At 60.2% G+C, this 12,240-nt stretch carries 11 protein-coding genes; 3 read left to right on the forward strand and 8 right to left on the reverse strand.

Annotated elements, in window-relative coordinates:
- Positions 1-281: 281 nt before the first annotated feature.
- Together chaB and EKL29_RS02605 are read left to right on the forward strand one after the other, a co-directional pair.
- The gene (gene chaB, locus EKL29_RS02600; RefSeq protein WP_033747642.1) at positions 282-512 is read left to right on the forward strand and encodes a putative cation transport regulator ChaB; all 231 of its coding nucleotides are present in this window, start codon (positions 282-284) and stop codon (positions 510-512) included.
- A 190-nt stretch (positions 513-702) separates the two neighbouring features.
- Positions 703-1,380, forward strand: coding sequence for a gamma-glutamylcyclotransferase (locus tag EKL29_RS02605; protein ID WP_120452285.1), 678 nt, complete (start codon positions 703-705; stop codon positions 1,378-1,380).
- 37 nt (positions 1,381-1,417) lie between these two features.
- Here EKL29_RS02605 and EKL29_RS02610 read toward each other — a convergent pair whose 3' ends face one another.
- The 8 genes from EKL29_RS02610 to EKL29_RS02645 all read right to left on the reverse strand — a co-directional run bounded on the left by EKL29_RS02610 (position 1,418) and on the right by EKL29_RS02645 (position 10,434).
- Complete coding sequence (locus EKL29_RS02610; RefSeq protein ID WP_126688785.1) at positions 1,418-2,863, reverse strand: serine/threonine-protein kinase; 1,446 nt, start codon at positions 2,861-2,863, stop codon at positions 1,418-1,420.
- A gap of 44 nt (positions 2,864-2,907) precedes the next feature.
- Positions 2,908-3,861, reverse strand: a complete 954-nt coding sequence (locus tag EKL29_RS02615) for a hypothetical protein (RefSeq protein ID WP_120452289.1) — start codon at positions 3,859-3,861, stop codon at positions 2,908-2,910.
- Positions 3,862-3,875: 14 nt separating this feature from the next.
- Positions 3,876-4,652 (reverse strand): PP2C family serine/threonine-protein phosphatase, encoded by a 777-nt coding sequence (locus EKL29_RS02620; RefSeq protein WP_120452291.1) that lies wholly within the window; start codon positions 4,650-4,652, stop codon positions 3,876-3,878.
- Positions 4,649-5,773 carry a type VI secretion system-associated FHA domain protein TagH gene (gene tagH / locus EKL29_RS02625; protein WP_120452293.1) on the reverse strand — a complete coding sequence of 375 codons (1,125 nt, stop codon included), beginning with the start codon at positions 5,771-5,773 and terminating at the stop codon, positions 4,649-4,651. The genes EKL29_RS02620 and tagH overlap by 4 nt, the downstream gene beginning before the upstream one ends.
- 36 nt (positions 5,774-5,809) lie before the next feature.
- The gene (gene tagF, locus EKL29_RS02630) at positions 5,810-6,508 is read right to left on the reverse strand and encodes a type VI secretion system-associated protein TagF (protein ID WP_120452295.1); all 699 of its coding nucleotides are present in this window, start codon (positions 6,506-6,508) and stop codon (positions 5,810-5,812) included.
- Between the two features lie 14 nt (positions 6,509-6,522).
- Positions 6,523-8,637 (reverse strand): type VI secretion system membrane subunit TssM, encoded by a 2,115-nt coding sequence (gene tssM / locus EKL29_RS02635; protein ID WP_120452297.1) that lies wholly within the window; start codon positions 8,635-8,637, stop codon positions 6,523-6,525.
- Positions 8,637-9,854 (reverse strand): type IVB secretion system protein IcmH/DotU, encoded by a 1,218-nt coding sequence (gene icmH, locus EKL29_RS02640; protein ID WP_120452299.1) that lies wholly within the window; start codon positions 9,852-9,854, stop codon positions 8,637-8,639. The genes tssM and icmH overlap by 1 nt, the downstream gene beginning before the upstream one ends.
- Before the next feature lie 85 nt (positions 9,855-9,939).
- Entirely contained in the window at positions 9,940-10,434 is a 495-nt protein-coding gene (locus EKL29_RS02645; RefSeq protein ID WP_179256440.1) for an SH3 domain-containing protein, read from the reverse strand.
- Positions 10,435-10,932: 498 nt separating this feature from the next.
- On the opposite strand from EKL29_RS02645, the gene EKL29_RS02650 reads away from it, so the two are divergent.
- Positions 10,933-12,162, forward strand: a complete 1,230-nt coding sequence (locus tag EKL29_RS02650) for a nitrate regulatory protein (protein WP_126688786.1) — start codon at positions 10,933-10,935, stop codon at positions 12,160-12,162.
- The last annotated feature ends 78 nt before the right edge of the window (positions 12,163-12,240 follow it).

Consider the following 12,240-nt stretch of genomic DNA (forward strand, 5'->3'; position numbering starts at 1 on the left):
TTCGCCGTTTGCTATGTGGGAAATTTACCACTTTTTACTTTAAGTAAAATAACCGTCAATTGCGGTAAAAGAAGAGGTAAATATAAATTATCTATTTAATTTCATTTCGTTAATAGTTTGATTAAAGCAAACTGTCATGCTTTATTTGCGTTTTTTTGGCGGGATAACCACGATTTTTATCGGCTTTACTCTACTTGCGCGTGGTACCGCAATGAAATCCAGGGTTGAAATTTTTAACGCATACGCCAGGCTTAGATAAGGCCCTGAATGGAGGAGATGCAATGCCGTATAAGAACCGTGAAGCGCTGCCGGACAACGTTAAACATGTACTGCCGCCGCACGCGCAGGAGATCTATCAGAAGGCTTTCAACAGCGCCTGGGATCAGTACAAAGACAAGGATGAGCGCCGCGGCGATGAGTCGCAGGAAGAGGTCGCCCACAAAGTCGCCTGGTCGGCGGTGAAAAAGGAGTACGAAAAGGGCGATGACGATAAGTGGCACCCGAAAAAGTAGCCCTCTACGAAAAGGCCAGTGATACTGGCCTTTTTCTTAAATTACTTTAAATTTGTTGCTTATTCCTGGCCTTGAAAGCGTTGCGGAAAATGCATAATGTCAGTTAACGCTGCGGCTCACCGCGTCGCCCGTATGTCGATTTAACCAGGGAGCACGTTCGACAGGATGTAAGAGAAGTCAGGAGGTCGCATTGTTAACCCGAGAATTTTTATTAAAAGCAGACTGCAAAACGTCATTCGGCGATATTGAAGAATCGCTGCTCTGGAGCTGCGAGCAGCGCGCAGCGTCGCTGGCAGCCACGCTGGCCTGCCGTCCCGACCAGAGCCCGGTCTGGATCTTCGGCTATGGCTCGCTGATGTGGAACCCCATTTTCGAAGCGGACGAGGTCGCATCCGGCACGCTGGAAGGCTGGCACCGCGCCTTCTGCCTGCGCCTGATCGCCGGACGCGGCACCTCGTCCCATCCCGGCCGCATGCTGGCGCTGAAAGAGGGCGGTTCAACCAGCGGGCTGGCGTTTCGCCTGCCGGAGACGCGCCTGCATGAAGAACTGGAGCTGCTGTGGAAGCGCGAGATGATCACCGGCTGCTATCTGCCGACCTGGTGCGAGCTGACGCTGGAGGATGGCCGCAGCGTGACCGCGCTGGCCTTTATTATGGACCCGCGCCATCCACTCTATGAATCTGACTCCTGCCCGGAGGCTGTCGCGCCGCTGATCGCGGCGGCAAGCGGCCCGCTGGGCAGCAACGCGCAATATCTCTTTTCGCTGGAGCAGGAACTGGCGAAGCGCGGCATGGAGGAGGAGAGCTTAAGCCGTCTGGCGCATCAGGTGCGCGCGCTACAGGCGGGCGTACGCTGCGCGCAGGGATAGAGGCTCGCGGCGTGCCAATCCACGCCGCGAAAGCGCATCAGTTCCCCGGATTCAGCAGCCAGGTGCCTGGCTTATCAATTACCAGCGACTGCGCACGCATGCTGGTTCCTGAGTGCACTTCGATACGATACTGACCAGCCGCCAGATTAAGCGCGGCGAAACCGTTGCTGCTGGTTTTCACCTCGACTGGCTGACCGTTCAGCACCACGTTGGCGCCACGTTCCAGTTTAAGGTAGACCGTCGCCAGCGCGGCGGGCGTGGCTGCTGCTGGCGGCGAGTTATTCACGCCAGAGTTGGTCGCAACGGATGGCGCTGCGTTTTCCGGCGTCGCGTCGCGCCTGTTGGTCAGCCAGGTTACCGCAATCACCGCCAGCAGCGCGACCGCCGCCAGCGCTACCAGACCCGGCGACAGACGGCGTACGTTGCGCGGCGTCACCGGCTCTACGCTGGCCGAGCCGTGATTCACCGCCATCACCACCGGCGCAGGCGTGACAATCTCCTCCTCCTCGACAATGGGCGGAGGGGCTGGCGCAGGCAGCGGTTCCGGCGCAGGCTGCAGACTATTGACCACCGCCTCCACGTCGCTGACGGGCAGGTCGATCAGCGCCGCAAAAGCGTCAATCGACTGCGGACGATCGGCGGGCTTCATCGCCAGCGCGCAGTCCACCGCATGCAGCAGCGGCAGCGAATAGCCAGCTGGCTTACGTTCGACCAGCGGCTGGTAGTTATCCTCGATGCAGCGCACCACGCTGACCGGCGGCGGATTGCTGGTGATCAGGCTGTGCAGCACCGCGCCGAGCGCGTAAATATCGGTCCAGGGGCCCTGTTCGTTTTCCCCCTCTTCGCTGTACTGCTCAATCGGCGCGAAGCCCGGCTTTAGCATAATCTCGGTTTCGTCTGACAGATTGCCGATCTCTTTGCGCGCCGAGCCGAAGTCGAGCAGAACCGGCAGCTGGTTTTCCTGAATCTGAATATTATCCAGCGAAATATCACGATGCAGATAGCCCGCCTGATGAATCGTGCTGATAGCGCCAAACAGCGGCGGCAGCAGGCGACGGATCCAGGCCTCGTTCACCGCATCCGGGCTGGTAAGCTGCCACTCTTTCAGCGTCATGCCGCTGTAGTAGAGCGTGCCCATATAGGCGGTGCCGTTCTGTTCCCAGAAGCGCAGCACGTGCAGCAGGCCGGGATGGTTGAAGCGCGCCAGCAGACGCGCCTCCTGAATAAAGCTGGTCAGACCGGCATTAAACAGCTTCTGATAGCGTTCGCCGCGCAGCTCCAGCGACATATCCTCTGCGCGTACCGCCAGCGATACCGGCATATACTCTTTAATAGCGATGGTGCGTTCGAGCTGATGATCCCACGCGCGGTAAACGATGCCAAAACCGCCGCCGCCAATCACTTCCTTGATTTCAAACTCGTTAAAACGGTAGCCCGCAGGGAGCGCGTTGGGCACCGCTTTCTGATTATCATTTGCCGACATAGTGAACTCTCTGAACACCGCCTGACAGACAGGCTGCGCTGTAATTAATTGATGTTACGCCACGCACCTATCGCCGGATCAACCAGATCGGCGTGCAGGGTGTCGATCAGTAACACATTCACTTTTTGCTGTGGCATAAACTGCGGTCCCCAAAGACCACGCAACGTTTCCACCCGCGATTTCACGGCGTCAGGATCCTGCTGCGCCGTATTCTTATCCATTTTGACCAGTAGCGCGCCGTTAAAGCGCCAGACGTGGCTCGCCTCGTCGAAAGGCAGCACCAGCCAGCTGTCCGCCGCATCGGCGCGCGTGACGATCATGCGCTCTTTATTGACGGCCACGATTTGCAGCGAGTTGCCGGAAATCGACAGATTCGCAACAGGGTAGCCCTGATAAAAGGTGACCGTCAGAGGCCTGTTTTTACCCTTATCCGCTAAGATTATCTCGCTTTTGCCTTCCAGCCAGCCATCATGCGGACACTGCGCTTTCGCGCTGTCAGGAATAAACAGCGACTGCCCGTCGGCGTCCCATGAGGTGCGGAAGCGGCAGCCGCCAGGCAGATCGAAATGCTGCAGCGGCGCGGTATTGGCCGGACGCGACAGATCGAGCGGCGCGGCGTTAGCCGCGCTGGCGCTGGCGGTGGCGTCAGCCATCACAATCGGCCGCCAGTTTTGCAGTTTGCTGGCGCTGCCGCTGGCGAGTACGCCGCCCTCTTTGTTGGTCATTTGCCAGGGCAGTTCGTCCAGCGTGCCGCACTGGTTCGCCAGCAGCGTGCCGACGCGCGGCAAAAATGACGTCAGCACGGCGGAATCGGTGCTTTTACCCGACACGATACGCAGCGGCAGCGACTCTTTACACCAGTCGTCAGGCGCCTTGCTTTTTACGCCGTCAATAAAGACCTCCAGCGCCAGGCTGGGTGAATAAACCACGCGATAATCTTCGGCCTGCGCGCTGAAGGCGATAAATAAGGTCGCAATGCCGGACAACCATAATTTCATAATGATCCCTGGTATCAGTCGCGGGGTGGCAGAAAGCGTGCCGAATCCGCCGCAGAATAAAGCAACGTGGCGTCCTGAGGTTCGCCGATCCACACAGAGAGCGCGCTGAGATTATCCTTCTTCACGCTGCGGCTGACCGCTTTTTCCATCAGGGCCAGCCACTCTTCGCAGGCATTGACCATGCGCAATGCCTGCTCCATCTCCCTGGTCGTCAGGTTTAGCCAGAATCCGTCAGTGCAGACCAGAAAGGCGTCGCCATCCTCCAGCGCCAGCTCGGCGGAAAAGGTGACCGGACGCGCCGGATCCGCGCCGAGCGCATTATAGAGTAAATTACTGTTAATGCCGGTATTTTCATAGCCCGCATCCTTTAGCTGCTGCGCCAGACTGTGATCGCGCGTGACGTCGAACAGCGCGCCGTGCCGAAAGTGATAAACCCGGCTGTCCCCGGCGTGCGCCCACCAGGCGCGCCGCTGCGGGCGGTCAATAAACAGGGCGGCCAGCGTGGTGCTCATCCGCGAAAATCCGGGCTGTTGCTCCTGCGCCTGCCGCAGCGCCGCGCGGCAGTGTTCAATCGCCGCGTGGGTATTCTCCGGCGTCAGCCGGGGCTGGCTATGCAGCTCGGCCAGCAGGGTGTCGCGCACCAGCTGCGCGGCGCGATCGCCGCCGGACAGGCCCGCCACGCCGTCGCATACCACAAAGCAGGCTTTCTCTTCGGTAATTTCCGCGCCGGTGCGGTCCTGGTTCTCATCGCGCAGCCCCTGCTGGCAGCGACTGGCAAAAACAATCTTCATGCTTCATCCGTCCGGGTCTGCGAATCTTTGTACTGGTTGACTTCCACATCGTAGGCGTGCAGGAAGGCCTCGCCGAACAGGGTATGGAAGTCATCTTCGATCTCGCCGGCGGTGCGCTGATAATTGCGCGTAAAGTAGTCCCAGAGCGCGGCTTTTCGGGCGACAGAGAAGGGGAGTTTGGGCAGAACGCCCTCGCTGCGCGCCTGCTCTTCCAGACGCTGCGGGTTAAACGACTGCAGCATGGCGGCGATAATCGCGCGAATACCGGCAATCATGCCGAGCTGATGCGCCTGCAGATCCACCAGCGCGTCGCGCACCGCCTGCTCAGGCGGCATAAAGCCGGGCATCTGGCTCTGGTACATCTGCATCAGCACCGTTTTCCCGGAGGGCAGGATCTTAAAGGGGTTATTCGCTTCGTTCAGGATCATCGTCATATCCGCCTTCACGCCGCGCTTCAGAATTTGGCGCGACGACAGCAGCGCAACCGTGCCCTGCGAGAAGAGGCTTAGCATACGTCCCGTAACGCGCATCTGCTCTTCGTCGATAGGGGTGGCGTGACCGTTGCTCAGCCCCATGCCGTCGAGCAGCGCGGCGATCAGTTTTTCCTGATCCTGTAAGGCGGCGCCCGTCAAACGCGGCGACTCGCTCTTTTGCGGCTCGATCGCCAGCCGCGCGTCGCTGTGGCGCGACGGCGAAGGCGTCGCAGAGACAACGCTTTCCACCGGCTCTGCATCGAGGCCCAGCGGATCGTCCTCCAGCTGCATCTCACTGACAAACAGCGCCAGCGGGTCATCTTTCGCCGCGTCAGCGCGCGCCGGGTCCTGTACCGCAAGCTGGTATTCGCCAATTTGCAGCGCATCGCCATGCTGCAGCCGAACCTGCATGCCCCGATCCAGCGCGACGCCGTTGTGCACCACCGCGGTTACGCTGCCCTGACTGGTCAGGCGACATTCGCCGTCGGCGGAAAGGTGCACCAGCGCCTGCAAACGCGAAATGGCGCGCGATTCATCCGGCAATACCAGATCGTTATCCTGGCTACGGCCAATAGTGCCGCCGGGCGGCTGAAACGCCACGGTTTTTACCGGAACATCCGTATTGCACTGCACAATGGTAAATTGCATGAGTCATCCCGTGTCTGATGGGCAAACGCAAGGCCGTTATTCGAACATTGGCGGATAGAGGCCGTTACGTCCCGGCTGTGTACCTGCCGCCGGGTTAAAAAGTAGTGAAAAAAGTTGCGCCGTCAGGTTGCCGCTGTGCTTGTGGGTCGCATGGGCGAATCCGTCGCAGCGATTGGTCCACCAGTAGCTGATATGCTGCTGCGGATCGAACCGGTCCGCCGCCTCGCGCCAGCTCAGGGTGCAGGGCAGATCGCTGAAGCCGATCACATCCATAATGTCGGAGCGCTGCTTCTCCGGCACCAGCAGCGGCGGCAGCGCCTGAATCTGTTGCTCCAGCTGCGCGGCGGCGATCTGCACCTGCACGGCTTGGTAGAGCGTGGCGCCTAAATCCTGAAACCAGTCGCCGGAGATGGCGAGCTGTGCCGGATGCCACTGGCTGAGCGGAAAGGTGCGCAGCGCCAGCAGCGGCCAGGCGCGCCCCACGCGGTCGCACGAGGGCATCAGGCAGCCCATCTGCACCTGCTGCACGCCCGGCGTGACCGGCAGGACGAAGTTCCACACTGGCGCCTGCAGAAACCAGCTGGTTGCCGCCTGCTCCTGGCTGTGCCAGTGCATCAGCCCTTGCTGAAACCAGTGGGTCCAGGGCGCGATATGTTTCTCACTCAACCGGTGGCGCAGGAAATCGCCGGTTGAGGGGAGCTTCCCGTACCAGCCGGGGGCAACGATCGCAGCCATCTCTCACCTCATCATTACTCGCTATGCGCGGTCAATCGCTTCGCAGCCACCGCAGGGGTGACGGCCAGCGCACTGCCTTCCCGACCCGCATTTTTAAGATTTTCCGCAAGTTTGCGCATCATCAACGCATTGTCACGCGCATAGGGCGAAGACTGAATCTGCTGATCCAGCAGCTGGCTGAGGTGCCAGTCGAGCTGCTGCAGGTCACGCGCGCTGACGTTCTCAGGCAGCGAGTGCTGCAAATTCTGCATCAGCCAGGCGCGCAGAAATTCACCGTCATAGTTGCGCGGCTGGTAGAGCATCTGATAGGCACGCAGCGCGTTACGGCTGTATTCATTATCATCGCCCTTGTCGTTTCGCAGCAGGTTAGTGATCTGCTGCGCGACGCGCGGTAATAGCAAAGACTTTAGCGCATTTTGATAAAGCGCCCAGGCCGCGTCGCTGACCTGGGTGCCGCGATACAGCCCGGCGCGCATAGTAACAGGCGGATTATCCAGAGAAAAATGGTCGGAAAGCGGCAATTTCACCAGGTTGTTCAAAAAGGGAAGCAGATCAAAAATATTATCGGCTGGCTGATGGATCACCTGCTGGCTCTGCTTCACGATGGTCGGCACGCGATCCGCCACCTGACTGAGATAGCGCTGGTTCTGGAAAAAGCTAATCAGCCAGAGTCCCGAGGCGATAGTCAGCGCGCCCGCGAGCACGCCGTAGCCAATCCAGTGAAACAGCTGATTGCGGTGCTCCCAGTGACGGTTGCTGCCGGCGAGGCCGCTTTCGCGAAACACCAGATCGCTGAGGAGATCGCGAATAAAAAAGCTCTGTCCCTTATTGCCGGGAATCGGGCTGTTGCGGTTAACGCTGTCCCAGGCGGCGATGGTCTGACCGCTCGCCTGCGGCAGCTGCAGCTTGCGGCTCAGCTCGCCCATAATGCGGTCAAAGGGCAGGCCCTCCTGGGTACCGCTGGTAAAGAAGAGCCCGCGGGCGCTCCAGGCGATTGACTCCTGCTGACCGGAGAAGACCACGTCGAGATACTCGTTCAGCAGCGGACGCAGCGAAGCGAACTCCTGCGGAAAGAGGAAACAGTCGGCGCGCTGGCTGAGGTCGCGCTCCTGCGCCATTTTGTGGCTCAGCTGCTGCTGAAGCTGACGCTCCAGACGGCGGAATTGCTGATTAAAGCTGCGATGCCAGTCATCTTTATGCGGCTTGCCCGGCTCCCAGGGGAAGGTAAAGCCCCAGATGGCGTCGCGCTGGCGTTTCTCCAGCGCGCCGAAATAGCCCATAAACCCCTTCAGCAGATCGGTCTTGGTCACCATCACATAAACCGGAAAGTGGATGCCGGTCTGCTGGTGCAGCTCGCTCAGGCGGTTGCGCATGGCGCTCGCCTGGGCATAACGCGCCTCGGCGGATTCGCTCAGCAGATCGGCCACGCTGAGCGTCATGATCACGCCGTTGATCGGCTGGCGCGTGCGGTAGCGCTTCAGCAGATTAATAAAGCTGTGCCACTCACCGGCGTCGCGCGCGCGCTGGCTCTCCTGCAGGGTATAGCGTCCGGCGGTATCGATCAGCACCGCCTGGTCGGTAAACCACCAGTCGCAGTGACGGGTGCCGCCGACGCCGCGGATCGCGGTTTTGCCGACGCTGTCGGTCAGGGGAAAATCGAGCCCGGCATTCAGCAGCGCGGTGGTTTTGCCCGCGCCAGGGGCGCCGATCACCAGATACCACGGCAGCTGATAGAGATAGCTGGAGTGCATGCGCGCCAGCCAGCGGCTGTTGCTCTTGCGGCTAAAGGGCATGCGTTTTAGCTGCGTTACCGCCTCGCTGAAGCGCTGGGTAAGCAGCTCTTCGGTCGCCTGCCGCTCAGAGAGATCTTCCGCGCTGGTCTGCTGCAGCGTAGTGAGCAGCTTGCTGTTAAACCAGGCGCGATAGAGCGAAGGGATAAACTGAAACAAAACCCAGATAAAAAAGAGTGCGCCTACCGTCAGCTGGCGCGGCAGCTCCGGCTCCAGCGGTCGGGTTTCTCCCCAGCTCCAGAGCGGGCCGAGGATCCAGACGAGGCAACTCAGCGCCGTAACGCCAATAAAGCTCCAGAGCAGGCGATGAGTCAAAACAGGGCGTAAGGATGCGCGCATTACTGAGCTCCTTGATGATTACCGAGCGTTTCCGGCGCGGCAAACAGAGTGATCTCAACGCGGCGATTGCGTGTCCGGTTTTCATTGCTGTCGTTGGGCAGCAGCGGATCGCTGTCGCCGCGTCCTTCAGAACGGATCGCGTGGCCGTCGGCGAGCTGCGTCTGCAACAGCTGCGTCACCGCGCGGGCGCGAGCGAAGGAGAATTCATAGCTGGAGGCAAAGCGGCTGTTGTCTACCGGGCGATTGTCGGTAAAGACCGACACCAGCACCGTACCTTTGACGTTCTTCATCGCCGTGGCGACGCGGGCCAGCAGCGCGCGGCCCACCGGATTAATGGCGGTGCCCTGTTCGGCGAACAGCTTGTCGGCGGGGATAATTACTTTACTGCCGAAGGCGCCGTCGCTGACTTCAAGCTGACCGGCGGCAATCACGTCGTTGAGGCGCTGACGCAGATCGAGCAGCGCCTGGGGCGAAGAGGGACGACGCCCGACGGTGATCTGCGGCAGCGGCGTCTGATAAATGGCGCGCAGCAGCGGTTCGGCGTCGTTGCCCAGCCGCCAGTTAAGAGCGCTGTAGAGCAGGCAGGCGATCAGTGCGGCGACGGTAGCGCAAGCCCAGAGCGGAATCATCGGGCGGGAGATGCTGCTGACCAGCGGATGCACCTCGACCAGTGGCCTGGCGTTCTCGCTTTGCGGTTGCCGCGTTTCCTCAATCAGCTTCGCGAGGCGCTTGCGGATGGCGTCGCACTGTACCCGTCCGCTGTCGCTGCCGCGATAGCGGCCTTCGTAGCCGAGCAGCAGACAGTAATGCACCATCTCCAGCAGCCAGAGATGCTGCGCCGGACTCTGCGATATGCGCGACAGCAGCTGGAAGAATTTTTCGCCGCCCCAGCTTTCGTTATGGAAGGTGACCAGCATGCCGTTGCCTGACCAGACGCCGCGCGTGCCCCATGGGGTTTGAGCGGCGGCCTCATCCAGCGCGCTGCACAGGCAGTAGCGCGCGCCGATAATCATCTCGAACGGCAGCCCGGCCTGTTTGCAGCGCTGCTCGAACTGACGGATTTCATCAATCAGCGACTGACGCAGGCCTGCGGGATCGTCGTGCGTGACCGCCTGGCGAAGCTGCACCACGGCATTCAGCAGCGGCGCCGCAGCCTGTAATAAAAGATTATCGTTGCCCGAGGCGTTCACCTCTGCGGCCTGCGATTCTTGTGTCATTAACGGGGATTCTTCCAGACAAGAACAAATCCCTGAGTGGCTAGCTCAGGGATTACGTACTGGCAATATGCGCCGGATTTCATTATCAGTCTAAGATCCAGGTCGCGGTATCGTTGGTGCGGCACGCTTTGCTGGCGCCGCCGACATCGACACAGACCTGCTTATTCTTACCGCGCGGGCGAGGGCGATCGCTGCGCAGGGTCGCTTCGTAGCGGCTGCTTTCCACGCCCGCTTTCAGCGGAACATAGCCAATCAGCGGGCCGTCCGCCTGGTCAGCGATCGCCAGCCAGTGGTTTTCGACGCTGCCCAGTACTTCGAACGGCTTACCGTTTTCAAGATAACGCACCACTTTGCCGCCATAATCGGGCGTGGTCATCACCGAAGCTGCGTAGAGCGCGCGCCAGGTCTCATTAACCGGGGTAAATTCGGCAGGCGCGGCGACCGCATGACGATGAACTAACTTAACGCCATTGACTTCGCTGGTGACCAGCGTGTCATCGGTGACAGACGGCGGCGGTGCTTTACAGCCCGCCAGGGTCAATGTCGCCAGCAGCATTAACGCAAGACTCTTTTTCACCATGTTCCTCGATTTCATCAGAGTAACTGCATAATACGCCGCCATCGTCATCCCTGTGACGACCTGCGCGCTGCATCATGCCTTCACAGCATCAGCTAAAAAAACGGACAAATTACATCAGGATAGTACTGCATCCAGTCTACCTAAGACTTTTGAGATTTCAAACCATTGCGCTCACGCTAAAGCCATGCTAGCAAGCCTGGCGCACGGCGCGCAAAAATGCCAAAAAACGTCGCTGAGTAGTTCAGTTAAACGAAATTTACTAATGAATAACGTAACGCGATGAATTATGAAGCAGCCTATTTTGTCATGCGCCTCAGGGAATAGGAAATTATTAAATTTTTTTAATTGCTTCTGGGACCTGGGGGACGTCCGGCGCTTTTTGAACGCATAACATTTTCAGAAAATCCGGGTGAGGGCGATCGCATTCTTTCCTTAAAGCGGCACGGCTTTTGCTTCATTTTGCCCTGAAAATGTGACTCAAAACACAAGGTGATCCCTATGACCGACGCGCTGGCATACCTCCAGGCATCGCGCGACAGCGATATCGCCAGCCTGCAACGGCTGCTGCATACCGGCCAGCTGATTGCGGCGCTGAGCGAACTGATCCACCAGCTTCAACGCGAGCGCGGCGCCAGCAATATCTGGATCTGCTCACAGGGCAGGCTGTTTAGCCAGGAGCGCCTGGCGCGCGAGCAGGAAGTGAGCGCCGCAATCCGGGACTTTACACAGGCGTTGCCGCCCGCCGCCGCCCATCCCGGCGACAGCCGCTTCTGCAATCTGATCGCCGCCGCGTTGCAAACGCTGGCGGCGCTGCCTGCGCTGCGCGCGCAGATGTTGTCGGGCAACCGCGATCAGGCGCAGGCGATGCAGGCGTTCAACCAGGTCATTCGTACCTTGCTGAACCTGGTGTTCGAGGCGGCCGATACCGCCAGCCATCCCGATATTTCCCGCGCGCTGATTGCGCTGTTCAGTTTTATGCAGGGTAAGGAGCTGACGGGGCAGGAGCGCGCGACCGGCTCGGCAGGTTTCGCCGCCGGCTGCTTCAGCGAGGAGCAGCGTCAGCGTATGGTGGCGCTTATTGCCGCGCAGGAGCAGAGCTTCGCCACCTTCAGCCAGTTTGCCGACGCCGACGCGCTGGCCCGCTGGCGTCCGCTCGCCGCCGCCAGCCGGGAAATCGAGCGGCTACGGCGCATCGCCTGCACGCTCGGCCAGGCAGAGGAGTCGGGCACGCTGCGCTGGTTCTCACTGCTCAGCGCCCGCATCGACCAGATGAAAACCCTTGAAGACCACCTTACCGCCACGCTGATGGCCCGCTGCCGTCAGGCTATCCATGCCGCGCAAAGCGAGGCCGCACAGCCGATTCAGGCGGCGGATCAGAGCTTCAGCCTCTATATCGCCGGCGCCGACTGGCTGCCGGAAGAGCAGACCCATCTGCACAGCGACGGGCTGGCGCATCAGCTTGGCCGCTCGGTTCTGTCGCTGGTACGCGAGCAGGCGCAGCGTCTGCAGCGTCAGGCGGACGAGCTGGCGACAATGCGCGCCACCCTGGAGGAGCGGCGGGTGATCGATCAGGCGAAAGCCTGGCTGATGCAGCAGCATGACTACAGCGAACAGGCCGCGTGGCAGGCGCTGCGCAAAAGCGCCATGAACCAGAATAAGCGCATTATTGACATCGCCCAGGCGGTGCTGGCGGTCGCCGCGATGGCGCAGCCGCCCGCAGGGCAATGAGATAAGCGCGAGCCAGAGAACAGCGCGCACAACCACTACCTCGTGAGAGGTAGATGCACAACGGCTGTGCGCGCGCTG

The organism is Pantoea sp. YU22 (genome assembly GCF_003970755.1).
Classification (GTDB): domain Bacteria; phylum Pseudomonadota; class Gammaproteobacteria; order Enterobacterales; family Enterobacteriaceae; genus Pantoea; species Pantoea piersonii.